Here is a 23,747-nt window from a genome sequence, read left to right as displayed (position 1 = left end):
ACCCGAGGAGTCATCCATGTCCCTGTCCCGGCATCTCATCGCCCTGTCCGCCGCCGTCTGCCTCGCGGCGGGCCTCGCCGCCGCGCCCGCGACCGCCGAACCACGTCCCAGGACGCTCGCCGAACTGGCCAGGAAGCACCACAAGTACTTCGGCTCGGCCACCGACAACCCCGAGTTCACCGACGCCGCCTACCTGAAGCTCCTCGGCAGCGAATTCGGACAGACCACCCCCGGCAACGCCATGAAGTGGTACGCCACCGAACCCGAGCGCGGCGTCTTCGACTTCACGGCCGGCGACGAGGTCGTGGCCTTCGCCAAATCCCACCACCAGAAGGTCCGCGGCCACACCCTCGTCTGGCACAGCCAGCTCCCCGCCTGGCTCACCGAACGCAGCTGGACCGCCGAAGAGCTGCGCGCCGTCCTCAAGAACCACATCCAGACGGTGGTCCGGCACTACAAGGGCCAGGTGATCCACTGGGACGTCGTCAACGAGGCGTTCAACGAGGACGGAACCTACCGCGAGTCGCTCTTCTACAAGACGCTCGGCCCCGGCTACATCGCCGACGCACTGCGCTGGGCCCACGAGGCCGACCGGCACGCCAAGCTGTACCTCAACGACTACAACGTCGACGGAATCGGCCCCAAGAGCGACGCCTACTACACCCTGATCAAGCAGCTGAAGGCCGACGGCGTCCCGGTGGAGGGCTTCGGCATCCAGGGCCATCTGGCGCTCCAGTACGGCTTCCCCGCCGACGCCCGGCAGAACATGCAGCGCTTCGCCGACCTCGGAGTCGAGGTCGCGATCACCGAGCTCGACATCCGGATGAACCTGCCGGCGACCCCGGAGAAGCTCGCCACCCAGGCCACCTGGTACGCGGACTACGTCAAGGCCTGCCTGGCGGTCAGGAAATGCGTCGGCATCACCATCTGGGACTACACGGACAAGTACTCGTGGATCCCCTCCGTCTTCCCCGGCGAGGGCGCCGCGCTGCCCTACGACGAGGACCTGATGCCCAAGCCGGCCTACCACTCGATCAGGGAGGTGCTGGGCGGATGATCAGAACGGCGATCGTCGGAACGGGCGGGATCGCCGGCATCTGCCACGTTCCCGCCCTCCGGGCGCAGGCGCACCGGGCCGAGATCGTGGCGGTCGTCGACGTGGACGCCGCGCGCGCCGAGGCGTTCGCGGCCGAGCACGGCATCCCCGCGGTCCATGCCGACCTGCACACGATGCTCGGGGAGCAGCGCCCGGACATCGTGCACCTGTGCACGCCGCCGTACCTGCACGCCGAACAGGCCGTGACCTGCCTGGAGTCGGGAGCGTGGGTGTGGTGCGAGAAGCCGGTGGCCCTGTCGCTGGCCGAGCTCGACCGGATCCAAGCCGCCGAAGGCCCCGCCGCCGCGGGTGCGGTGTTCCAGCACAGGTACGGCTCGGGGGCCCCGTACCTGCGCGACCGGATCACGGCCGGGGCCCTGGGCCGTCCCCTCGTCGCGCAGTGCGTCACAGCGTGGTACCGCGACGACGCCTACTACGACGTGCCCTGGCGCGGCACCTGGCGGAGCGAGGGCGGTGGCCCGACGCTGGGCCACGGCATCCACCAGATGGATCTGATGCTCGAGGTGCTCGGCGAATGGGCCGAGGTACGCGCGATGGCCGGCCGCCTCGACCGCGACGTGCAGACCGAGGACGTGTCCGCGGCCCTGGTCCGGTTCGAGAACGGAGCCATCGCGACGGTCGTCAACAGCGTCCTCTCCCCTCGCGAGGAGAGTTACCTGCGGTTCGACCTCGCCGACGCCACGGTCGAGTTGCGGCATCTGTACGGCTACTCCAACGCGGACTGGACGTTCACCGCCAGGTCGTCCCGCGTGAAGTGGGAGCCGCCTGACGACCTGCCCAGCTCGCACGCCGCCCAGCTCGCGGCCTTCCTGGACGGCTACGAGGCGGGGATCCGGCCCGACCTCGGCAGGCCCACCATGGAACTGGTCACCGCCTTGTACAAGGCCGCGATCACCGGCCTGTCGGTCCGGCGCGGAGAGATCGACGCGGCCGACCCGTTCTACGGCTCACTCAACGGGGGACGCCCGGAGGTGTTCCGATGACGTTCGAACTCCTGGAGAACGAGGACTCGCTGATCGTCCGGGTTCGAGGCGTCGACCTCTTCCGCTACGTGCACCGGCCGGTCATGGATCCCTTCGAGGCGCCGAAGCCCTACCTGCATCCGGTGCGCACGCTCGCCGGCGACGTGGTCACCGGGTACCGGCCGCACGACCACCGCTGGCACAAGGGCGTCCAGATGACGGCGTCGTGGGTGTCGGGGCAGAACTTCTGGGGCGGCGGCACCTACCTGCGCGGCCGGGGCTACGTCGACCTGCCGAACCTCGGCACCATGCGCAGCCTCACCGTGTCCGCCGGAACGGGCCACGGCCGCGCCGTGATCACCGAGGATCTGGCCTGGCACACGATGTCGGGGGAGCACTGGATCGACGAGCGCCGCACGCTCACCGCACGTGACGTCGGGGCCGACTCCTGGACGCTGGAGGTCACCACCGCGCTGACCAACGTCCTCGACACCGCACTGGTGTTCGGCAGCCCGGGTACGCAGGGCAGAGAGCTCGCCGGATACTCCGGCCTGTTCTGGCGCGGCCCGCGCGACTTCACCGGCGGCGACGTGATCGGCCCCGCGATGGGCGAGAAGGGCGACTGGCTGGCCTTCATCGGCACGCACGACGAGGTCGACCGTGCCTCCACGCTCCTGTTCCTGGACGATCCGGACGCTCCCGGCCGCTGGTTCGTCCGCAGTGAGCCCATCCCCGCCGTCAACCCGTCCCTGTCGTTCGACGAGGAAGTGCCGCTGGCCCCGGGCGACACCCTGTCGCGCCGCTACCGGATCGTCGTGGCCGACGGCGCATGGACCTTTGCGCGCCTGTCCCGCCACGTCGCGGAACACTCGTGGTGACCCCGCTCCCCGGCGGCGTGGGGATCTCCGGGTTGACCGTGTACGAGTGGGAGGGCGCCGACGGGCTGTGCGGAGGCACGCCCCACATGCACCTCGTCTGCTCCGAAGCCTACGTCGTCATCAGCGGCGAGGGCAGCGTCCAGACCCTCACCACCACCGGCTTCGCGGACACCCCGCTGCGCCCCGGCGACGTCGTCTGGTTCACCCCCGGAACGATCCACCGCCTCGTCAACGCCGACGGCCTGCGCCTCCTGGTACTCATGCAGAACAGCGGACTCCCCGAGGCAGGTGACGCCGTCTTCACCTTCCCTGCGCCCGTGCTGGCCGATCCCGACGCCTACCAGGCGGCGGCCGCCCTGACCGGCGACCCCGCCGCGGCGGCGCGCCGCCGCCGCGACCTGGCACTCGAGGGATTCCTGGCCTTGCGCGAACGCGGGCTGCGGGAGTTCCACACGGCGGCCCACCGCCTGAAGAGCGAGCTGCTGGACGCCTGGTGGATCCGCTGGCGTGACGGACCGCTGGCGGCGGCCCTCACGACCGGCTGCCAACTGGAAGCGCTGAAGACCGGAGACCTCTCCCACCTCGATCACGGCGAAGTGTCGCGACTGGAGCGCCCGGAGGACCCGCTCTTCGGCATGTGCGGCCTCCGCCACCCTTATCCCGTCCCCGTCCCCGTCCCCGTCCCCGTCCTCCCGACGCGGCCGCTGCGCGGTTCGTCGGGGTCACCTCACCTCCGTCCCCCGAAGGAGCTCTTCTGATGAGATTTCGCCATCCACCCCTGGTCCTGGGTCTCGTACTCGCGGTCCTGTCGTCCTTGCTGCTTGGGGTCACTCTCCTCAGTGCCCCGCCCGCCGCCGCGGCGACCGTCGACACCAACGCCTGGTACACGCTGGTCAACCGCAACAGCGGCAAGGCCCTGGACGTCTACAACCTGGCGACCAGCGACGGCGCCCGCATCACCCAGTGGAGCAGGAACGACCAGAACCAGCAGCAGTGGCAGTTCGTCGCCTCCGGCGACGGCTACTACCGCATCAAGTCCCGCCACTCCGGCAAGGTCCTGGACGTCCACAACCTTTCCACCGCCAACGGCGGCCCGGTCGTCCAGTGGACCGACCTGAACGGCACCAACCAGCAGTGGCGGCTGGCCGACAGCGCGGACGGCTACGTGCGGCTCATCGCCCGCCACAGCAACAAGGCCCTCGAAGTACAGGGCGCCTCCATGGCCGACAACGCGAACGTCGTCCAGTACGACGACTGGGGCGGGGCCAACCAGCAGTGGCAGCTCGTCAAGGTCGCCGGTGGCAACCCCGGCACCTGTGCCCTTCCCTCGACGTACCGCTGGTCATCGACGGGCGCGCTGGCGCAGCCCAAGGCGGGATGGGCCTCGCTCAAGGACTTCACCGTCGCCCCCTACAACGGCAAGCATCTCGTCTATGCGACGACGCACGGCGCCGCGGGAACGGGAGCCGGTTGGGGTTCGATGAACTTCACCCCGTTCACCAACTGGTCGGAGATGGCCTCGGCCGGCCAGAACACGATGTCGAGTTCCGTCGTCGCGCCCACGCTCTTCTACTTCGCGCCGAAGAACATCTGGGTGCTCGCCTACCAGTGGGGCAGGACTGCCTTCTCCTACCGGACGTCGAGCGACCCCACCGACCCGAACGGCTGGTCGTCGGAGCAGGAGCTCTTCTCGGGAAGCATCGCCGGCTCGGGAACGGGGCCCATCGACCAGACGCTCATCGGCGACGGGACGAACATGTACCTGTTCTTCGCCGGTGACAACGGCAAGATCTACCGGGCCGGCATGCCGATCGGGAACTTCCCGGCCAGTTTCGGCGCGACCTCGACAGTCATCATGAGCGACACGACGAACAACCTGTTCGAAGCCCCGCAGGTCTACAAGCTCCAGGGCCAGGACCGCTACCTCATGATCGTCGAGGCGATCGGTTCGCAGGGCCGGTACTTCCGCTCGTTCACGGCCACCAGCCTGAACGGTTCATGGACACCCCAGGCCGCGACCGAGAGCAACCCCTTCGCCGGCAAGGCCAACAGCGGCGCCAACTGGACCAACGACATCAGCCATGGCGAGCTGATCCGCACCGGTGCCGATCAGACCTTCACGGTAGATCCCTGCAACCTGCGGTTCCTCTATCAGGGACGCGATCCCAACTCCGGCGGCGACTACGGGCAGTGGCCCTACCGGCCAGGTCTGCTGACGCTGCAGCGCTGACGACGAGGCACCGGCGTGGCGGGCTCGGCAGACGGCCGAGCCCGCCACGGCCGGACACCACTCCGCAGAATCGGCTCCCACCACGACGCCACGCAGCCCGCCCGCCCCGCGGACGTCGAGGTGGGCGTCGGACATCCTCCTCGGCGCGAAGGTGGGTGGGCGCCCCGAACTACGGCGGCAGCAGTTCGTACCACCCAGCGGCGCAGACTCGCCCCAGGGCCGCGAAACGGCTGTCGTGTACGCGAAGTCGTCCAGTCGCGCCGCTTACACGCAGTCCCACCTCTGAAGGTCCTGCGCCCCGGCGACCGGCCGGAACTCGAAGCCCACCTGGCCGACGCCGGCGTGCACGAGCTCTGGTCCATGGATCGCCAGCGTCCTCGACCGCCGTGTGCCGTGGCGGCCCTGGCGCTGTACGGCCGTGGACTATCGCGCCGCCACGGCCCCACAAAGCCTCAACCCCCGCCGTCGGCACCCCGACGTTGCGCCGGCACGGCGCGGTGCCACGAATCAGATCTTCTCGGAGGTCACTCGCGGGTGGTCGGTGGTGAGCATGGTGAGGTCCTCGACGTCGGACGTCAGGATCGTGACGCGGCCCGGCTGGGCGAGGGCTGTGGCACAGAGCATCGCGTCGATCGCGTACTTGTGGCCGTGCAAACCCGCCGCGCGCAGCAGAGCCGCTGCCGACTGGGCAAGGGTCTGAGTGACCGGCTCGACCCGCAGCCTGGACAGGGTCCATTTCAACGCGGCGTCATTGATCCTGGGGTGGATCACCTCGACGAGCACAGCAGCCGAAGTGATCACCGGAAGGTCGGCGTCGCGGGCGGCGGTGAGCCACTCGTGGACCTCGCGGTCGCGCTGAACGGCCTTGGCCAGGCCCTCGCTGTCCAGGATCAGGGCGCCGCTCACGCGGCCGCCCCGGCGTCGGAGGAGGCGCTGCCGGTGAGCTTGGCTCGCTTGGCGGCAACAGCTTCCGGGTCGGCGGGGCCGTGGGTCTTGTCGAAGTCGGCGATCAGCTCGTCCAGGTTGTCGCGCTCGATCTGCCGCTGCGCGGCCTTCTCCAGGTACGCGGAAACGCCTCGCTTGCCGACCCGCTCACGGATTGCTTGCAGGGTGCCGGCGGTCAGGGAGACCGAGATACCGCTGCTGGGGCCGTCGCCGGGAGGGAAGTCGGTGTCATCGTCAGCCATGACACAAGTATGGCATTTCGAATGCCATACTGCGAGATTCTCGGCGGCGCAGAGCCTGGGCGCCCTTCGGGTGTGCGTCAGAGGCGCACGAAGCGCCCGTAGTGCACGTAACGCACATTGATCTTGAGCCCGTTTTATGTCTCGCAAGCCGATGGCCTGCTGTTTTCTTCAACCTGTTTTGGCTTTACATGTTTGCGATGACGCACCACGTGGAGTGTGTGGCGATCCTTGAGCCCGCCGAAAAGGGCCGCTGACCTGGTGTTTCTCCGAGTGTGCGTGATGGGCGTTACGTGCGTTAGGTGCGATATCTTGACGCATATTCGACGCACGTGACGCACGTTTGACGCACGGACGGCGCGGTTTCTGGTGGGTCGTCATGCATGGTTCGAGGGTGTCGGCCGGGGCACTGGCGGGTGTGGAGGTGGCTGCCGCAGTGGGGTGATGAGGCCGGCTGCCGCGCGGTTGGCCGGCCCCGCCCCTTTGCTTCTCGGTCGTGATGTTCCGTGATCCTGGGGCGAGTGTCTGGCGGATGTCGTGTCAGTGGCCAGAGGGGCTCCAGTGCCCGAGGAAGGGCTTCAGGTCGTCGGCTCGTGGTTCGGGGATTGGGCAGCCGGGGTGGCGTGCTCAGCGGGTCGAGGCGCTCGACGGTGGCTGCCGCCCAGTCGATCCATGCCTCGGATTCGGCTCGAGCCTGCCCCGGTGGCATGGTCTCGACTCGCGTGCGAACGGCGCTCACGTACGCCGTTAGTTGGGTGGCGTGGCCCCATGCTGCTGCCTGCGCCTCGAAGTGCCTGACGCGGTACGCCTCGGCGTACTGGGTGCGGGCTTATTCCATGGAGGCTTACCTGAGGTTGCGCTTCTGGTGTGCCGCTTCGATCTCGCCGAGACGTCTGGGTTCGGCAGCTTCGCCGCGAAGGGTGACCTCCAGAGTGCCTGGCACGTTGTCTTGTAGGAGCTGGTCTCCCATCCGTCGGCGGGACACCCCACTGCCACCCCACTCAAGTACCGCGAGCTGACGTTCATTGGGCGGCCGTTCCAATGGTCCGCCCTCGACCTATGACCTACCTGACGGGGACGGATGGTGTCATTGATCGTGGGGCGTTATTTCCGGCCGGGGGTCCATTTCATGCCGAGTCGGTACGCGCGGGAGATCACGTCTTGGACTCCGGGACCGTCCGCCGGGGTGAACCATCGCACCTCGCGTCCGATGACGAGTTCGCCCTTCTGGCGCTTGATGAGCGCGATGGCGCACGCGTGTGCCTGCGGAGGGCATTCGTCCAGAACCACCCGGAAGCGGTCGCCGCGGTCGGAGGTCAGAGTCACCACCGCGTCGAGGCCGCGGAAGTCGCCGGACCCTGCATAGATGTAGGCGAAGAGCAGGAGTTTCTGGAACTCGGCCGGGTGGTCCAGGTTGATGACCAGGTTCTCTCCCGTCTCCCGGGCCCCGGTCCGGTCGTCCGTGTCGAGCGCGACGTAGGGGAAGCGGTCCACCGCGCCGAAGGCGTTGCCCAGGGCCTGGACCACGGTCTTGGAGCCGTCAGTGCAGCGGATCATGCAGCCGAGGTCGAGATCCACCTTCCTGGCCGCAACCGAGCGCAACGACGCCCGGACCCGGCCGAACAGACCACGGGCCTCGCCGGCCGCCCTCTGGGCGGCGGCCTGTGGCGAGGTCCAGTTGAGGTTGACCTTGATCATTCCCGAGGTCACGCCGTGCTTGTCCAGGGAGACCGTGGACAAGGCCTTCGTCAGGTTCACAGTGGCGGGCTTGGTCATGCGGCACCTTTCGCGGAAGGTCCGGGGAGCCGGGGTGGTCGACGACCATACAGCCGGGGCGTGAGGCACCCCAGAGAATCGGTTGTTGACGGCCTGACACGAGGATGGGCCCGTTACTGTGGGGGCCGTTTGGGGAGTCCGAGCCGGAGCGGAGCGCGGAGAGGCGTGGGCGGTCTTACGGAAGCGAAGTTGAGGGCGCTGGCCGGGGAGCGTTCGTTCGAGCGTGGACTTGCTTATGTCGACGAAGTGTCCGGGGTCGAGTTCGGTGACGGCCGGATCAGGGCGTCGGTACGCGGCACGGAGCGGTACGAGGTGGAGCTGCTCCTGGGCGGGCGCAGAAAGCCGGCGGGCACGTGCGACTGCCCGTACGGTCAGGAGGGCAACTTCTGCAAGCATCTGGTCGCGCTCGGTCTGACGGTGATCGCCCAGGAAGCCGACCTGCCTCGCCGGCGGAAGGCTGCCCGGGACCGGATCCGAGGCCTCGACGCCTGGCTGACCGGCATGTCACGGGACGATCTGCTCGCTCTTGTACGGGAAGAGATGGCCGAGGACCGGAGCCTGCGGAGGCGTCTGGAACTGCGGGCGGCGAGCGCCCGCGGCGACGTGGCCGGGATCCGTTCCCGTATCCGCGAGTTGCTCGATAGCGGCCCTTTCGCCCGGTACGGCTACGTCGAGTATGCCGACGTCCACGCCTACGCCGACCAGGCCGCGCAGGCGGTCAACGCGATCCGGTCACTGACGGCCTCCGGCCGGGCGGCCGACTCGATCGCTCTGGCCCGGGAGGCGATCGGGATGCTGGCCGCAGTGATCGAAAGCGTCGATGACTCCGACGGCCGGTTCGGGGAGATTGGCGTCGGCCTGGCCGACGCCCACCACGAGGCCTGCCGCGCGGCAGGCCCCGACCTGGAGGAACTCGCGCACTGGCTGGTGACGCACGCTCTGGACGACGCGGCCGACCTGACGGACATCGACCCGCTCGACTACGAGGACCTGCTCGGCGAGCGGGGGATGGCCGCCCTGCGCCGGTACGCGGTCGAGGCGTGGCAGGCGAACCGTACCGGCTGGGCCGAGAAGCACCTGATGCAGCGCCTCGCGAAGTCGGGACGGGACATCGACACGGTGGTCGCCGTGCACGCCGCCGACCTCGCGCCGAACGGTCACACCCATCTGCTCATCGCCCGCGAGCTCGACACCGTCGGCCGCACCGCCGAAGCCCTGGAATGGGCCGAGCGCGGCATCCGGGAGACCGAGGACCTCGCCACCGTCGACACCGCCCTGATCGACCACCTCGCCGACCGCTACACCCGGACCGGCCGGCCCGCCGACGCCGTAACCCTGCGCCGGGACCACTTCGCGGCCCGCCGCACCCTGCTCACCTACCAGCAGCTGCGTGCCACGGCCGTCGCCGCAGCGTGCTGGCCGACCGAGCGCGAGAACGCACTGGCGCATCTCCGCGCCGATGCCGAACGGGCGGACACGCGCGGTGGCCGGGTCCTGGTCGACATCCTGCTGGACGACGGGGACCTCGACGCCGCCTGGCGGACAGCTGGCGAGTACGGCGCCCACGACGGCCAGTGGCTCACCCTCGCCGACCGGTCCCGCCCGACCCGCCCCGCCGACGCCCTCGCCGTCTACCTCCGCCTGGCCGTCCCCCTCACTCGCGAGACCGGAAACCGCGCCTACCAACAGCTCGTCAGCCTGCTTCTGGGTATCCGCGACTGTCACCGCCGCCTCGGCACACCGGACGACTTCACCGCGTACATCACCGACCTGCGCGCCGCCCAGAAGCGGAAGCGGAATCTGATGCGACTGATGGACGACCACGGCCTGTCAGGCTCGTGACGACGACCGTCGCGCCTGGGGGCGCCTCCGGGGGAAGCCGGTACAGGACGATGGAGGACCTGCATAGACTGCCTCCCGGTCCGGGTAGGTCCACCGCGCGGAGTCGTGGGGTGCGGACCGCAAGGGGGAGGCGTGACACCGTGGAGCCACTGAGGGATGACGACCCGAAGGAGATCGGGGGTTTCGCCCTCGTGTGCCGGATCGGCTCCGGCGGCATGGGACAGGTGTTCCTGGGCGAGTCCGCGGCCGGCCACCAGGCCGCGGTGAAGGTCATCAAGCCCTCCGTGCTCGTCGAGGACACCCGCGGACCAGTACGCGGCTGAGAACGAACCCCACCACTCGTCTGACGGGCCTGTACCGGCTGGCGGGTGGTGAATGGCGCGCACCGCGAGGTCCCGCCACGAGCCGGTTCCGGTCGCTCAGTGGCTCCATCCCTGCCGTCGGCCGCCCACCAGGGCTGACGGGTCTGCCGCTCGAAGCACGGTGCGCGCTGGGCGGAGGCAAGGCGCGCGAGTCGCCGTGCGACCGCTCCGTGACGGCAGGTTCAGCGTTCTCGGTGGCGGTCTGTCCTGGATGGCGCCAAGCCAAGACGTGTCGCCTGGCTACAGTGCCGCTCACACGCGCCCGGCAACGTGCCGCAGGACGAGACCGCCGTCGTGTTCACGCAGGGGATCGGCGCCGGCAACCCCGAGAACCAGGAGGGCCGGCTCCGAGGGATCCCGCTCGTCCACCGATCCACGGTGCTGGGCGTGGTGATGGCCGGCAACCAGAACAACGAGACGGAGAGGCACCAGAACCATGGCCGGCGAATACGGGCTCAAGCGACACTTCAACGCCGACGCGGCGCGCCTGATCGGCGACAGGATCCGAGTCGTCCACCCCCAGTTCGACGTGGAGAGTTACGCGGCCGAGGTCGCCTCACGCATTCCCGGCAAGGAGCTGAAGGACCGTGTCCTCGTCCTGGCCGAGGGTCTGCGTACCCGCCTGCCCGCCGACTACGCCGAGGCCGTACCGATCCTGCTCGCCATCCTCGGTGACGAACTCGCCGAGGGTGAGGGCGTGTTCACCTCCAGCTGGTTCCTCATGCCGGTCGCGCGATTCGTCGAGGAGTACGGGCTCGACCACCCCGGCCTGTCGCTGGACGCCATCGAGGAGATCACCAAGCGGCACACGGGCGAGTACGCGATCCGGCCCTATCTCGAACAGCACTACGCGCCGACGACGGAGCGCGTCGCCCGGTGGGCGCTGAGCCCGAGCCACAACGTGCGGCGCCTGGCGAGTGAGGGAATCCGCTCCCGTCTGCCCTGGGCCCGGACCCTGACCGTGTTCGTCAAGGACCCCCGGCCCGTCCTGGAGATCCTCGAACCACTGCGCAGCGACCCCTCGGGGTATGTGCGCACGTCCGTCGCCAACAACCTCAACGACATCTCCAAGGACGCACCCGATCTCGCGCTCGCGACCGCGCTGCGGTGGCTGGAGGAGAGCCCGACCCCTGAGACCGACTGGATCGTGAAGCACGGACTGCGCACCCTGGTGAAGAAGGGCGACCAGCAGGCCCTCGCCCTTCTCGGGGCCACGGGCGGCGAGCATGTCCGCGTACTCCGGCTGACGATCGCCCCCCGGTCGGTGACGCTGGGGGAGACCCTCCTCATCAGCTTCGACATCGAGAACACCGACGACCGGGCGCACAGCATCGCGGTCGACTACGTGGTGCACCACCTGCGCAAGAACGGGCGCAGCATCCCGAAGGTCTTCAAGCTGACCACCCTCGAACTCGGCCCCGGAGAGCGGCGGTCCCTGGAGAAGACCCATGCGATCAAGGAGGTCCAGACCCGCCGGTACTACGCCGGTGAGCACACCGTCGACATCCAGGTGAACGGTCTCGTCCAGGCCACCGAGCGATTCGACCTGCACACCTGAGCGGCTTCCGGTCGGGTCTCGGCGCCGCCTGCGGCTGCCGCCCGAGCGACCGGGCCGCCGCCGGTGAGCGGTGCGATCCGCCGTGCGGGGACGGTGCCCTCGTGGCGGCGTCCGGGTCGGTCGCGTCTCAGCCCGTCGTGGGCGTACGGCCGAAGTGGCGGGCGGTCGGTACCAGGGCCGCCGCGGCCGGTACGAGGAAGCAGGCGGCGGCGCAGACGGCCAGTACGGTCGTGACCCCGAAGAGGGATGTCGCCGGGGCGATCAGGGCGAGGCCGATCGGCGCGAGGCCGTAGGACACCAGGAAGTCCAGCGAGGAGACGCGGGCCAGCTTGTCCGGGGCGACCTCGCGCTGGGTGGCCGTGAACCAGGGGACGTTGAACAGCTCGATCCCGATCCCGGCGACGGCGTACGCGGCGACGACCACGACGGGGTGGACGGGCAGCATCAGGCTCAGTGGTGCGACGCCGTACGCGGCCAGTCCGGCGAAGGCCGCCCAGCCCTGGGAGCGCGGTCGCCAACGGGCGATGACCAGGGCGCCGGCGAGCGCGCCCACGGTGTACGCGGTCATGGCGGCGGCCAGCACCCATTCGGTGCCGTACCGGTCCCGGCTGATCAGGGGCAGCGCGACGCTGGTGGCGGAGTAGCCGAGGGCGATGACGGCGACAAGGGCGCCGAGTCCGGCCAGGAACCAGGGGTGGCGGCGCGCCTCGCGTATGCCCTCCAGGAACTCCGTACGGAGGCCGGCGTGCGGGGTGGCCGCGGTGGCCGGTTCCTCCGTCGCGGCGCGCGCGGCGCCGCCCCTGCCCGGGACCAGCGCGGCGACCAGCCAGAGCAGGCCGATGCCGAGCAGCAGCGTCCAGACGTCGAGGAAGGCCGCGAGCAGCGCGGTCAGCGCGGGTCCGGCGAGCGTGGAGCTCCGTACCGCCATGGTCATCGCGGCGTTCGCCTGCTGACGGCGCTCGGGGTCGACGATCTCGGCGGTGAGCGCCTGGAAGGCCGGGCGGCAGGCGCCCTGTCCGGCGCCGGCGAGAACGGCGGCGGCCGTCATCAGGACGAGCGAACGCCCCAGACCGGCGGCGAGGAGGGGCGCGGCGATCGCCGCGGCGAGGGCGGACCAGAGGACGACCGCGCGACGGGAGTGCCGGTCGGCAAGGACGCCGCCGACGGCGACGGCGACGAGGAAGCCGACGGTACGGGCGGCGAGGACCAGGCCGAGGCCCGCGGCACCGAGGTCGCGGTGGAGTACGGCGAGTCCGAGGACGAAGGGCAGGGCCCAGGTCGCGAGCCCGGAGGCGGTGGTGCCCGCCCACAGGCGCAGGAAGGCGGGGTCGCGGAGGACCGAACGCGGGGGCGGGGCAGTGGACTTGGGGGTTGTCGGCGTGGGTGTGGTGGCCACGGTGGGGTTGCTCCTTGGGGATGGGGTGCGGCTCGGCGAACCGCACCCCGAGGTGGTTAATGAAAATGATTGTCGTTACAGTACCCTTTCGAACGCGGCACTCCTGCCCGGTGCAGCGCCCTGCCCCCTCAGACCGGAGAACCCATGCGCCATCCCGCCCGTCTCGGCATCGCCCTGACCCTCGCCCTCGCCACCGCCGGCTGCTCCACGGCGGCCGGCGGTCCCGACACGGACACCAAGCCCGCGGCCCAGGCGGCCTCCGTCACCAGCTGCGGCCGTCAGCAGTCCTTCGCCGAGCCGCCGCAGCGCGCCGTCGCCCTGGACCAGACCTCGACCGAGACCCTTCTCGAACTCGGACTCCAGGACCGGATGGCGGGAACCGCCAACCTCAAGACGAAGATCCCCGCGCAGTACCAGGCCGCGTACGCCACGGTCCCGGTCGTCGCCCCGAAGATCGCCACCGGCGAGCAACTGCGCGCCGCCACACCCGACTTCGTCGTCGCGGGATCGGCGGACCTCTACACCAAGGACCGCGCCGGCACCCGCGAGGAGCTGGAATCCCTCAAGGTCCCCACCTTCGTCAGCGCCGTGGACTGCCCTCAGCAGAACCCGGCCGGCAAGACCCCCTTCGAGCTGCTCTTCTCCGACTACGAGAATCTGGGCAAGGTCTTCGGCACCGAGGAGCGGGCCGGCAGGCTCGCGGCCGAGCAGCGCGCCGCCGTCGCCAAGGCGGGGGAGAACGCCCCCGAGGTTCCCCAGGGAGCGGACCGGCCGACCGTCGTCTACCTCTACTCCGTCTTCAACGGGATGCCGTACGTGGCGGGGAAGACCGGCCTGCCCAGTGAGATGAGCCGGATCGTCGGCGCGAAGAACGCCTTCGACGACGTCGACGAGGACTGGCCCGAGGTCTCCTGGGAGGAAGTGGCCGAGCGCGACCCGGACTTCATCGTGATCGGCGACCTGTCCGAGCGAGGCAGGCCCGGCGACAGTGCCGCCGAGAAGCGCGCCACCATGACCCGGCACCCGGTGATCTCCCGGCTGGCCGCGGTCCGTGACAACAGGATCCTCACGGTGCCGGGCATCGAGCTGGACCCGTCCGTACGCTCCGTACACGCCCTCGGGCTGCTGGCCCAGGGCATGAAGGACCTCGGGTATGTCCGCTGAACCGGACACCCGCACCGGATCCGTGGACCTGCTGCTGCCGGCGGCACGCGGGCGGGTGGTGACGGAGGGCGCCGTCGAAGAGCCGGCCGGGCGGTCCGTCCGATCCGGGCAGTCCGTCCGGTCCCGACGCGCCCAAGCGGCCCTTCTGCTCCTCGCCACGGTCACCTTGGCGGGTTCGGTGGCGGCGGCCGTGCGCATCGGTGTCGCCGACGTGGGCTGGACGGACCTCGGCCGCGTCCTCGGGGCCCATCTCGGCCTGGACGTACAGCCGCTGCCGCCGTTGGCCGACTCGCTCATCTGGGACCTGCGGCTGCCGCGCGTGCTGATGGCCGCCCTCGTCGGCGCCTCGCTCGCCGTGTGCGGCACGGTGCTCCAGGCGGTCACCCGCAACGCGCTCGCCGACCCGTACCTGCTCGGTGTCTCCTCCGGCGCGTCGACGGGAGCCGTCACCGTCGTCGTCCTCGGAGTCGGTGCGAGCACCCTCGGGGTCACCGGCGGTGCGCTCTCCGGCGCGCTGCTCTCCTTCGGGCTGCTCCTTCTGCTGCTGCGGCGTACCGGCCTGGATTCCGTACGCATCGTCCTGACCGGCGTCGTCGTCGGTCAGCTCTTCACGGCGCTGACCTCACTCGTCCTGATGGCCTCGGCGGACGCGGACACCACGCGAGCCGTCACCCACTGGCTGCTCGGCTCGATGGCGCCCGCCCGCTGGGACACGGTCGTGGTCTGCGCGATCGTCACCCCGCTGGGTCTCGCGGTCGCCTGGCTCTGCTCGAACGCCCTCGACGGGCTCGCGTTCGGCACCGACACCGCCACCTCCCTCGGCATCGGCGTGCGACGCACGAGGATGCTCCTGCTCGTCGTCACGGCCGCGCTGACCGCGGTGGCGGTCGCCACCGTCGGTGCCATCGGCTTCGTCGGGCTGATCGTCCCGCACGGGGTGCGGTTCCTCGTCGGGCCGCTGCACCGGGTGCTGCTGCCGTACGCGGCGCTCGCGGGGGCGGTGTTCCTGGTGTGGACCGACGCGCTGGCACGGATCGCCTTCGCACCCCGCGAGGTCCCTGTCGGCGTGATCACCGCCCTGCTCGGCGTACCGCTCTTCCTCCTCGTCCTGCGCAAGCGGGGTGAGCTGTGAGGATCACCGCCGAGAAGCTGAGCTGGTCGGTGGCGGGCACCCCCGTCGTACACGAGGTCGGCGTGGACATCGCCCCCGGCGAGACGGTCGGACTGCTCGGGCCCAACGGCTCGGGCAAGTCCTCTCTGCTGCGCTGCCTTGCCGGGCTCCGGGCCCCCGACGCGGGCACGGTCCGCTACGACGGCGAGCCCGTACGGGACTGGAGCGCGCGCCGGATCGCCCGCCATGTCGCCTTCGTCGAACAGGACTCGGGCGCCGACAGCGATCTGCGGGTCGCGGATGTCGTGGGCCTGGGACGCACCCCGTTCCGGGACCGCTGGCGCGGACCGGACGCCACCGACCGGGCCGTGGTCGCCGCCGCGCTGGAGCGCGTCGGACTCACGGCGCTCGCCGGCCGCTCCTGGAAGGCGCTCTCGGGCGGTGAGCGGCAGCGCGCCCACATCGCCCGCGCGCTGGCCCAACAGCCATACGCACTCCTCCTCGACGAGCCCACCAACCACCTCGACGTCAAACACCAGTTGGAACTCATGGAGAGGCTGACCGGTACCGACCGGACAGTCCTGGTCGCGCTGCACGACCTGTCGCTCGCCGCCCGGTACTGCGACCGGCTCCTGCTCCTCCACCACGGTCGCCTGATCGCCTCCGGCACCCCCGCGGCCGTCCTGACCGCCGAGCGGCTCGCCGAGGTCTTCGAGGTCGACGCCGAACTCACCACCGACGCGCTGGGACACCCGGCCGTCACCTACCGCCGACCGCTCGGCAGCCCGCTCCCGGCGCCCCAACTCGCCCTGTGAAGCTCCGCGAAAGGAATCCCATGACTGTGACCGCCCCCGCTCTCTCCGTCGACGCACTCGTCGAGGCCGTCCTGGCCGGCGAACACGGCCCGCTCCCCTCGGAACTCGTCGCGACCAGCGTGTTCTGGATCCACCACGGCACCCGCCTGGCGGGCGGCGACACCACGTACCTCAACCAGTACGTCCTGGTCCGCCTCGGTGGCTCCTTCGGCGGCTGCGCCTTCGAGGCCGGCGAGATCGACCCCTCGATCTGCCACGACTCCTCCGGCACCCCGCTCGACGCCCTGCTGCGCGAGGCCCCGCGCCCGCTGCGGATCGCCGCCCTCGACGCGTACCTCTCCGAGGTCCGCCCGCACCGCGTCGCCGCCGAGGAGGGCGACGCCGAGCCCGTCACCCTTCCCGCCGGTACCCCCGAGGTCCGCGCGAAGGCCCGCGACGCGGCCATCGCGGGCCTGCTCGACATCGAGCAGGGCGCGAAGGTCGGCCTCATCGGCGTCGTCAACCCGCTGGTCGCGGCGATCCGCGAGCGCGGAGGCGAACCGCTGCCGTGCGACTTCAACCTCGAGGCCACCCAGTGGGGCGACCCCGTCACCGACGACATGCACGAGGTGCTCGACCGGGCCGAGGCGGTCGTCGTCACCGGGATGACGCTGAGCAACGGCTCGTTCGACACCGTCCTCGAGCGCTGCCGGTCCCGGGGAATCCCGGTGATCGTGTACGCGCAGACCGGGAGCGCCGTCGCGCGTGCCTTCCTCGGCTCGGGCGTGACGGCGCTGTCCGCGGAACCCTTCCCCTTCTCCCAGTTCAGCGCCGAGGAGACGGCTCTGTACCGCTACCGGACGGTGGGCGGCGCGTGATTCCCGTCGCGCGCCCGGCCGCACGCGTCTCCACCGGCACGGGGTGCGCGCCCTGCCACCACGGCGAGATCCTCCAGGGTGTCTTCCTCGACGCCGAAGGACGCCGGTGCGCGGGCCTCGTCACCCTCCCCATGGCCGGTCCGGGCAGCAGCGCCGAGTTCGTCCCCCGCCCCGGTACCGCGCCCGATGCGCTCACCGTCGTACCGGCCGACCGCACCAAGGCCGCGCAGGCCGCGGTCCTCGCGGTCGCAGAGTGCGCGGAGCGGGCCGGACTTCCCTCCTGTGGAGGGGAGTTGCGGATCTCGGGCGACATTCCGGTGGGCCTGGGCATGGGCAGCTCCACGAGCGATGTGATCGCCACCGTGCGCGCGGTGGCCGACGCGTACGGGCTCCGGCTCGCCCCCGAGACGGTGGCCCGGCTCGCGGTGAGCGCCGAACTCGCCTGTGATCCGCTGATGCTGGACGGGCGGCCCGTGCTCTTCGCCCAGCGGGAGGGCCGTGTCCTGGAGGTCCTCGGTCCGGCGCTGCCGCCCCTGGTCGTCGTGGGCTGCACCCTCGGCGGAGGCGCGCCGGTCGACACCCTCGCCCTGCCCGTGCGGGAGGCCGCCGACGCCGACATCCGCGACTTCGAGCGGCTGCGCACGCTGCTGCGCCGGGCGGTGGCGACCGGCGACGCCCGGCTCCTCGGGGAGGTCGCCACCGCCAGCGCCCGACGCGGCCAACAGGTCCTGGGTCACCCGGAGTTCGACGCACTGGCAGCCATCGCCCGCCGGGTCGGGGCGGCGGGCGTGCAGATCGCGCACAGCGGCGCGGTGGCGGGCGTGCTGTTCGACGCCGCCGCGCCGGGCCTGCGGTACCGCGTGCGCAGCTGTCTGCGCGCCCTGGACGCCCATGGCATCCCCGCCACGCGGGCCTTCACGACGTTCACCACCCTCAAGGAGATCCTGGATGGACCAGCACATCGCGGAGGCGATCGGCCGGCCGGACCTGATACGGCTCGACGACCGGCTCGTCTGCCTGCGCTTTGAGACGATGAAGGTGGTCTCCGCGCTCGCGGCGGTGCGCCATCTGCTCGACACCGGAGTCGTACGGCGCGGGGACACCCTGCTCGACAGCTCCAGCGGCATCTACGCGTACGCGCTGGCCCTGGCGTGTCACCGGCACGGCATGCGCTGTCACATCGTCGGCTCGACGACGGTCGACCACACACTCCGTACCCAACTCCGCATCCTCGGAGCGTCGTTGGAACAGATGGAGCCCTGCAGCGACCTCAAGCTCGATCAGAAGCGGCGGGTGGAGCGGATCCACGAGATCCTCGCCGAGCACCCCGAGTACCACTGGATGCGGCAGTACCACGACGACATCCACTACCTGGGCTACCGCGCGATCGCCGACCGGATCCGGGAGGCGACCGGAGCGGACGGCCTCACCGTCGTCGGCGGGGTCGGCTCGGGAGCCTCGACGGGCGCCCTCGCCCGCTATCTGCGCGCCGCCCCCGATGGCCCGGCCGACGTCGAACTCGTGGGTGTCCAGCCGTACGGCAGCGTCACCTTCGGCGCCGAGCACGTCGCGGACCCCGAGATCATCATCGCCGGGATCGGCAGCTCCATCCCCTTCGAGAACGTCTCGCACGAGCTGTACGACACCCTGCACTGGATCTCCTTCGACGCGGCCCTGTCCGGCAGCATCGACCTGCTCCGCCGGCACGCGCTCTTCGCGGGCCTCTCGACCGGCGCCGGCTACCTGGCCGCCCGCCACGAACGCGACCGCGCCACCCAGCGAACGGTCCTCTTCCTCGCCCCCGACACCGGCCACCGCTACATCGACACCGTCTACGCCCGCCACCACGAGGCCACCCCGGTCATGGACCTGGCTCCCCGGGAGGTCGCCGACCAGAGCGAACTGACCCTCCCCTGGTCCCGAATGGCCTGGAACCGCGCCGGCGCGCCGGCGCCGGGCAGCGCGCACGTGGGTGCCTAGGGCGTCGGCCCCGGCGCCTGATCGGTCGGTGGGTCCGTGGCCGCAGCCCTGCCGTGCCACGCCGTGTCAGTGGGCCTGTCGAGTTCGTCGAGTTCGTCGAGGAGGTCCTGGGAGTGTTTGCCCCGCACGCCGGGCTGACCGGCCATTCGAAGAGCTTTCTGTGAATCACGCAGCGGAGGTCGGTGGTATGTCCGGTTGGGTCCGCTTCCGCCGTACCGCGGGCGGTACGAGTTCTCAGAAAGCTCCCAGGATCTCTCCGGGTGCGGTCAGGGAGGGCTGACAGCGTCGGTGCCGTCTTCCGATGAGCATCGACCTGACTTGGAGCCGCTGCTGTGGCCACCTTCCTCTGCGGTCTCGGCCGCCTCTCCTTCCGGAGGCGCCGGCTGGTCGCCCTGCTGTGGGTCGTCCTGCTCGTGGGGACGGGGGTGTTGGCCGGGAGGGCACCGGCCCCGCCGCCGAACGACTTCTCGATGCCCGGCACGGAGGCACAGCAGGCGTACGACCTGCTGGAGGAGCGCTTCCCGCAGCTGCACGCCGACGGGGCGACCGCCCGCGTGGTCTTCCGGGCGGAGCACGGCAAGGTCACCGACCCGGAGGCGAAGAAGGCGATCGGGGAGACGGTCCGAGCCCTCGCCGACGATCCTCACGTCGCGCGCGTCACCGATCCGTTCACCGCACGGTCGGTGAGCGCGGACGGCACCACCGCCTACGCGCAGGTCTCCTACCCCGTGCCCGCGTCGGAGCTCGAGGAGGCCTCCCGCACCGCCCTGCGGGACACCGTCGAGCAGGCGGGCTCGGGGGAGTTGGCCGTCGAGGTCGGCGGCAACGCCGTCAACGCGGTGGCCGGTGGACATTCCTCGGAGGCCGTGGGCCTGGCGGTGGCCGCCGTCGTGCTCGTCATCACCTTCGGCTCGCTGCTGGCGGCCGGACTTCCGCTGCTCACCGCCGTACTCGGTGTGGGCATCGGCGGGCTGGCGATCCGGGTCCTCGCGGAGCCGCTCGGTCTCGGCTCGACCACGTCCGGCCTCTCCACCATGATCGGGCTGGCCGTCGGCATCGACTACGCCCTGTTCGTCGTCTCCCGCTACCGGGCCGAACTCGCCCGTGGCCGGGACCGCGAGGCGGCGGCGGCGCATGCGGTCGGAACGGCGGGGTCGGCGGTGGTGTTCGCCGGTCTGACCGTGGTGATCGCCCTCGCCGGGCTGTGCGTGGTCGGTATCCCGATGCTGACGCAGATGGGTCTCGCCGCGGCCGGCACGGTCGTCATCGCGGTGCTGATCGCCGTCACCCTCATTCCCGCCGTGCTCGGGATCTGCGGCCGTCGGATCGGTCCGGCACGTCCGCGGCGGCGACGGAGGGGCGCGGGCCGGGGGAGTGACGCGGGCCGGGGGAAGGGCGCGGACGTGGGGAGTGACGCGGGCCGGGGGAGCGACACCGGTGGCGCTCCGCCGGCCGGGATGGGTGTGCGCTGGGCCCGGTTCGTCGTTCGGCGGCCCGTCGCGGTGCTCCTCGGTGGTGTCGTCCTGCTCGGCGTGGTCGCGGTCCCCGCCGCCTCCCTGGAGATGGGGCTGCCCGGCGACGAGAGCAAGTCCCAGTCGACCACCGAGCGCCGGGCCTACGACCTGATCGCGGAGGGCTTCGGCCCGGGCCACAACGGCCCGCTGACGGTCGTCGTCCAGGCCGCCGACGGCGGCAGCGCCCAAGCGGCCGCGAAGAGCGTCGGCGAGCAGATCCGTGGCAGGAAGGATGTCGTCGCCGTCGGGCAGCCGCGGTTGAGCCAGTCCGGCGACACCGCCGTGCTGAACGTCGTCCCTGCCACCTCGCCGGCCGGCGAGGAGACGGCCGAGCTCGTGCACGCACTGCGCGACCCGGCGCTCGCGAGCGCGAGCGACGCCCGCGTCCTCGTCGCCGGTACGACGGCGATGAACGTGGACGTCTCGCAGAAACTGTCCGACGCGCTGATCCCGTACCTGGCACTCGTCGTCGGTCTGGCGTTCCTGCTGCTGATCGTCGTCTTCCGGTCGCTCCTCGTGCCGCTCAAGGCGGCACTGGGCTTCCTGCTGTCGGTCCTGGCCGGGCTCGGCGCGGTGGTCGCGGTCTTCCAATGGGGCTGGGCGGCGGCCGTCTTCGGGGTCGCGGTACCGGGGCCGGTGATGTCGGTGATGCCGATCTTCATGGTCGGTGTGGTCTTCGGTCTCGCCATGGACTACGAGGTGTTCCTGGTGACCAGGATGCGCGAGGCGTATGTGCACGGGCAGTCGCCGTCGGAATCCGTGATCAGCGGCTTCGAGCACAGTGCGCGGGTGGTGACCGCCGCGGCCGTGATCATGATCTCGGTGTTCGCCGCCTTCCTGGGCTCCGACGAGCAGATGCTCAAGACCGTCGGCTTCGGGCTCGCCGCGGCCGTCCTCTTCGACGCGTTCGTCGTCCGCATGGCACTCGTACCGGCCGTCCTCGCCCTGCTCGGCCGGCGCGCCTGGCAACTGCCCGCCTGGCTGGACCGGCTCGTCCCGGACCTCGACGTCGAAGGCGAACGGCTCGAACGAGCCCCACGCGAGGCGACGGCGGTGTCGACCGCGCCCGGTGCCGGTCCGGACTCCGTCGTCGAGACCGCGGGAAGCGGCGGCAGCCGCCCCTCCGGAAGCTCAGTCATCCCCCCGGCCAGCAGCTGAGTCGTCCCTGCCCGGCCGGCGCCGGAGCGTCTTCCGCACCCGGTCGGCGCCGGAGCGTCTTCGCCGCCCGCCTGGTGCCGGAGCGTCTTCCGCACCGGGTCGGCGCCGGAGCGTCTTCGCCGCCCGCCTGGTGCCGGAGCGTCTTCCGCACCGGGCCCGTGCCGGAGCGCTTTCGCCGCCCGCCCGTGCCCGAACGCCCTCGCCGCCCGGGCGCACGCGATACGCAGCCCCCGCTCGGCCCGCCGCGCGCCGGCCCGCCCCGAACGCCTCTCCAACAAGGAGCCCGCCCATGTCCGCAGCCCCGCCGCCGCACGCCGCTCCTCCCGTCACACCATGGCGTCACGCCCTCGAAGGGGCCCTCTCCGTCGCGACCGCCCTCGTGGTCATGGCCGTCACCGCATGGGCGGCCCTGGCCGTCCTCGGCGTCGGCGCCGTCGCGCCGCTCTCCCGCCTGGTGCCGACGGTCGTCGGCATGGCCGTCGGCGGCGACGTCACCATGGAGTCGACGACCTCCGCCGCGTCCGAGTCCGCCGACGGAGGCGGCCTCGGCGGGCTGCTCGCGGGCCTCGGCGGGGGTCTCGAACTCGGCCTGGACGGCGAGGCGGCGATGACCCCGCTGACCCTGACCTTCCTGGGCACCGCCGTCCTCGCGATCGCCTTCTTCCGGCCCCTGCACCGGCGGCCGCGGCCCGCCCCGGCGATGCTGTGGGCCCGGTGCGGCGGCGCGGTGGTGACCGCGGCGGTGGCCCTCCCGGTCCTCGCCGGCCTGGCCCATGGCACGGCCCGGCTGCCCGAGAGCGTGACGGAACGGTTCGGCGACGGCCCATCGGCCGGGGCGTTCGGCCGCTTCACCGGCGGTGGCGACGGGAGCGTCGGTGACCTCGTCCCGGGGCTGTTCTCGGTCACCTTCGAGACCGATACCGCCGCGACCGTCTTCTTCGGCCTGCTGTGGGTGGCCGTCGTCCTTGCGGTCGGCTGCGTCGCGGCCCGCCGTACGACACTCCCGCGCCCCATCGCGCTGGGCCGGCTCCGGCGGAAGTGGAACGCCGTCACCTCCACCCTGACCGGGCTGGCGGCCGTGCTGTGCTGGTCGGCCCCGGCTGCCGCACTGGTGGCCGGCGCCGCCGCCCTGACCGGCCGTGAGCAGGCCGCCGAGGCAGCGGGGATGCTGCTGCTCATCGGCCCCAACCTGGTCGCCGCGCTGCTCACCACCGGCTTCGGCACCTCCTGGGAGGCCGGCGTGCACCGGCTGCAGTCCGAGGGCGACGGGCTGCTCGGCATGATCGGCGCGGGGGCGCAGGGCGAGGCGGCGGGCGCGGACAGGTCCGTGGACCTCGGCGGCTGGTCGGGCGCCGGCGTACCGGTCTGGCTGATCGCGCTGCCGCTCATGCTCTTCCTGCTGGTGATCGCCGGGTACATCGCCGCCGGCCGTACCCCGGCGCGCACCCCGCGGGAGGAATCCGAGTCCCTGCTCGGCCGCCACGTGGAGATCGCCCTGCGCACGGGCATCGCGGTCGGCGTCTCGATGCTGGTGCTCCCGCTGCTGGCGAGGGGGTCGCTGCGGATCGGCATCACCGTCATGGGCGGCGAGCTGGGTGGCGTCGCCGCCGGCCTGGAAGGAAGCCCGGGGCTGTCCGCGCTCGTCGGATGCGTCCTGGCCGCCCTCGCCGCGTACGGCGGCAGCCGCCTGCACGGCCGGCGGGCCCGGGGCCGTAACAGCGTCGCGGGGGTGCCCGGCAGGATCCGCCCTCGCCCGGTCCGCATCCAGAGTCCCGTCCGAGTCGGCCCCGTGAAGCCCCGTGTGATCTCCTGAGAAGCCCTGCCGACCGTCACCCCGTCGGCC

20 protein-coding genes are annotated in these 23,747 nt (G+C 71.3%); 16 read left to right on the top strand and 4 right to left on the bottom strand.

Annotated features, from left to right (window positions below; translation table 11 throughout):
* Positions 1-16 precede the first annotated feature (16 nt).
* Genes ACZ561_RS25065 through ACZ561_RS25045 form a run of 5 tightly spaced genes read left to right on the top strand, consistent with a single transcriptional unit; the run spans position 17 to position 5,187 of the window.
* Entirely contained in the window at positions 17-1,057 is a 1,041-nt protein-coding gene (locus tag ACZ561_RS25065; protein WP_470999021.1) for a glycoside hydrolase family 10 protein, read from the top strand.
* Positions 1,054-2,100: a Gfo/Idh/MocA family protein gene (locus ACZ561_RS25060; protein ID WP_470999019.1), complete on the top strand. Its 1,047-nt coding sequence runs from the start codon at positions 1,054-1,056 to the stop codon at positions 2,098-2,100. The genes ACZ561_RS25065 and ACZ561_RS25060 overlap by 4 nt, the downstream gene beginning before the upstream one ends.
* Positions 2,097-2,957: a DUF6807 domain-containing protein gene (locus tag ACZ561_RS25055; RefSeq protein WP_470999017.1), complete on the top strand. Its 861-nt coding sequence runs from the start codon at positions 2,097-2,099 to the stop codon at positions 2,955-2,957. Before ACZ561_RS25060 ends, ACZ561_RS25055 begins: the two co-directional genes overlap by 4 nt.
* Positions 2,909-3,715 (top strand): cupin domain-containing protein, encoded by an 807-nt coding sequence (locus ACZ561_RS25050; protein WP_470999015.1) that lies wholly within the window; start codon positions 2,909-2,911, stop codon positions 3,713-3,715. Before ACZ561_RS25055 ends, ACZ561_RS25050 begins: the two co-directional genes overlap by 49 nt.
* The gene (locus ACZ561_RS25045) at positions 3,715-5,187 is read left to right on the top strand and encodes a non-reducing end alpha-L-arabinofuranosidase family hydrolase (RefSeq protein ID WP_470999013.1); all 1,473 of its coding nucleotides are present in this window, start codon (positions 3,715-3,717) and stop codon (positions 5,185-5,187) included. Before ACZ561_RS25050 ends, ACZ561_RS25045 begins: the two co-directional genes overlap by 1 nt.
* 507 nt (positions 5,188-5,694) lie before the next feature.
* Here ACZ561_RS25045 and ACZ561_RS25040 read toward each other — a convergent pair.
* From ACZ561_RS25040 to ACZ561_RS25030, 3 genes are all read right to left on the bottom strand, one after another.
* The gene (locus ACZ561_RS25040) at positions 5,695-6,093 is read right to left on the bottom strand and encodes a PIN domain-containing protein (RefSeq protein WP_470999011.1); all 399 of its coding nucleotides are present in this window, start codon (positions 6,091-6,093) and stop codon (positions 5,695-5,697) included.
* Positions 6,090-6,374 carry a hypothetical protein gene (locus tag ACZ561_RS25035; protein ID WP_470999009.1) on the bottom strand — a complete coding sequence of 95 codons (285 nt, stop codon included), beginning with the start codon at positions 6,372-6,374 and terminating at the stop codon, positions 6,090-6,092. Before ACZ561_RS25035 ends, ACZ561_RS25040 begins: the two co-directional genes overlap by 4 nt.
* A 1,101-nt stretch (positions 6,375-7,475) precedes the next feature.
* Positions 7,476-8,147 (bottom strand): hypothetical protein, encoded by a 672-nt coding sequence (locus tag ACZ561_RS25030; RefSeq protein WP_470999007.1) that lies wholly within the window; start codon positions 8,145-8,147, stop codon positions 7,476-7,478.
* 165 nt (positions 8,148-8,312) lie between these two features.
* Here ACZ561_RS25030 and ACZ561_RS25025 point away from each other — a divergent pair, with 165 nt between their 5' ends.
* From ACZ561_RS25025 to ACZ561_RS25015, 3 genes are all read left to right on the top strand, one after another.
* The gene (locus ACZ561_RS25025; protein ID WP_470999005.1) at positions 8,313-9,989 is read left to right on the top strand and encodes an SWIM zinc finger family protein; all 1,677 of its coding nucleotides are present in this window, start codon (positions 8,313-8,315) and stop codon (positions 9,987-9,989) included.
* 140 nt (positions 9,990-10,129) lie between these two features.
* Positions 10,130-10,312, top strand: coding sequence for a hypothetical protein (locus ACZ561_RS25020; protein WP_470999003.1), 183 nt, complete (start codon positions 10,130-10,132; stop codon positions 10,310-10,312).
* Between the two features lie 475 nt (positions 10,313-10,787).
* Positions 10,788-11,909, top strand: a complete 1,122-nt coding sequence (locus ACZ561_RS25015) for a DNA alkylation repair protein (RefSeq protein ID WP_470999001.1) — start codon at positions 10,788-10,790, stop codon at positions 11,907-11,909.
* 127 nt (positions 11,910-12,036) lie between these two features.
* On the opposite strand, the gene ACZ561_RS25010 is transcribed toward ACZ561_RS25015, so the two are convergent.
* Entirely contained in the window at positions 12,037-13,305 is a 1,269-nt protein-coding gene (locus tag ACZ561_RS25010; protein ID WP_470999000.1) for an MFS transporter, read from the bottom strand.
* Positions 13,306-13,449: 144 nt separating this feature from the next.
* Here ACZ561_RS25010 and ACZ561_RS25005 point away from each other — a divergent pair, with 144 nt between their 5' ends.
* The 8 genes from ACZ561_RS25005 (at position 13,450) to ACZ561_RS24970 (ending at position 23,717) form a co-directional block, all read left to right on the top strand.
* Positions 13,450-14,469, top strand: a complete 1,020-nt coding sequence (locus ACZ561_RS25005) for an ABC transporter substrate-binding protein (protein ID WP_470998998.1) — start codon at positions 13,450-13,452, stop codon at positions 14,467-14,469.
* Positions 14,459-15,601, top strand: coding sequence for a FecCD family ABC transporter permease (locus tag ACZ561_RS25000; RefSeq protein WP_470998996.1), 1,143 nt, complete (start codon positions 14,459-14,461; stop codon positions 15,599-15,601). The genes ACZ561_RS25005 and ACZ561_RS25000 overlap by 11 nt, the downstream gene beginning before the upstream one ends.
* Positions 15,598-16,395, top strand: a complete 798-nt coding sequence (locus tag ACZ561_RS24995; protein ID WP_470998994.1) for an ABC transporter ATP-binding protein — start codon at positions 15,598-15,600, stop codon at positions 16,393-16,395. The genes ACZ561_RS25000 and ACZ561_RS24995 overlap by 4 nt, the downstream gene beginning before the upstream one ends.
* A 20-nt stretch (positions 16,396-16,415) precedes the next feature.
* The gene (locus tag ACZ561_RS24990) at positions 16,416-17,252 is read left to right on the top strand and encodes a Rossmann-like domain-containing protein (RefSeq protein ID WP_470998992.1); all 837 of its coding nucleotides are present in this window, start codon (positions 16,416-16,418) and stop codon (positions 17,250-17,252) included.
* A complete protein-coding gene (locus ACZ561_RS24985; protein WP_470998990.1) occupies positions 17,249-18,280 on the top strand; it encodes a GHMP family kinase ATP-binding protein in 1,032 nt (343 codons plus the stop codon). The genes ACZ561_RS24990 and ACZ561_RS24985 overlap by 4 nt, the downstream gene beginning before the upstream one ends.
* Complete coding sequence (locus tag ACZ561_RS24980; protein ID WP_470998988.1) at positions 18,201-19,232, top strand: pyridoxal-phosphate dependent enzyme; 1,032 nt, start codon at positions 18,201-18,203, stop codon at positions 19,230-19,232. The genes ACZ561_RS24985 and ACZ561_RS24980 overlap by 80 nt, the downstream gene beginning before the upstream one ends.
* A 332-nt stretch (positions 19,233-19,564) precedes the next feature.
* The gene (locus ACZ561_RS24975; protein WP_470998986.1) at positions 19,565-21,904 is read left to right on the top strand and encodes an MMPL family transporter; all 2,340 of its coding nucleotides are present in this window, start codon (positions 19,565-19,567) and stop codon (positions 21,902-21,904) included.
* 289 nt (positions 21,905-22,193) lie between these two features.
* Positions 22,194-23,717, top strand: coding sequence for a streptophobe family protein (locus ACZ561_RS24970; protein WP_470998984.1), 1,524 nt, complete (start codon positions 22,194-22,196; stop codon positions 23,715-23,717).
* Positions 23,718-23,747: the final 30 nt, after the last annotated feature.

The sequence above is a fragment of the Streptomyces sp. NPDC039609 genome (assembly GCF_055596705.1).
The sequence above is the reverse complement of the archived record's forward strand: the minus strand, read 5'-3'. Positions and strand labels throughout refer to the sequence as shown.

What these genes read in the sequence shown, in the direction of transcription:
- ACZ561_RS25065 (WP_470999021.1), top strand. Translation starts at nt 17, where the DNA reads ATGTCCCTGTCCCGGCATCTCATCGCCCTGTCCGCCGCCGTCTGCCTC.
- ACZ561_RS25060 (WP_470999019.1), top strand. Translation starts at nt 1,054, where the DNA reads ATGATCAGAACGGCGATCGTCGGAACGGGCGGGATCGCCGGCATCTGC.
- ACZ561_RS25055 (WP_470999017.1), top strand. Translation starts at nt 2,097, where the DNA reads ATGACGTTCGAACTCCTGGAGAACGAGGACTCGCTGATCGTCCGGGTT.
- ACZ561_RS25050 (WP_470999015.1), top strand. Translation starts at nt 2,909, where the DNA reads ATGGACCTTTGCGCGCCTGTCCCGCCACGTCGCGGAACACTCGTGGTG.
- ACZ561_RS25045 (WP_470999013.1), top strand. Translation starts at nt 3,715, where the DNA reads ATGAGATTTCGCCATCCACCCCTGGTCCTGGGTCTCGTACTCGCGGTC.
- ACZ561_RS25035 (WP_470999009.1), bottom strand. Translation starts at nt 6,374, where the DNA reads ATGGCTGACGATGACACCGACTTCCCTCCCGGCGACGGCCCCAGCAGC.
- ACZ561_RS25030 (WP_470999007.1), bottom strand. Translation starts at nt 8,147, where the DNA reads ATGACCAAGCCCGCCACTGTGAACCTGACGAAGGCCTTGTCCACGGTC.
- ACZ561_RS25015 (WP_470999001.1), top strand. Translation starts at nt 10,788, where the DNA reads ATGGCCGGCGAATACGGGCTCAAGCGACACTTCAACGCCGACGCGGCG.
- ACZ561_RS25005 (WP_470998998.1), top strand. Translation starts at nt 13,450, where the DNA reads ATGCGCCATCCCGCCCGTCTCGGCATCGCCCTGACCCTCGCCCTCGCC.
- ACZ561_RS25000 (WP_470998996.1), top strand. Translation starts at nt 14,459, where the DNA reads ATGTCCGCTGAACCGGACACCCGCACCGGATCCGTGGACCTGCTGCTG.
- ACZ561_RS24990 (WP_470998992.1), top strand. Translation starts at nt 16,416, where the DNA reads ATGACTGTGACCGCCCCCGCTCTCTCCGTCGACGCACTCGTCGAGGCC.
- ACZ561_RS24980 (WP_470998988.1), top strand. Translation starts at nt 18,201, where the DNA reads ATGGACCAGCACATCGCGGAGGCGATCGGCCGGCCGGACCTGATACGG.
- ACZ561_RS24970 (WP_470998984.1), top strand. Translation starts at nt 22,194, where the DNA reads ATGTCCGCAGCCCCGCCGCCGCACGCCGCTCCTCCCGTCACACCATGG.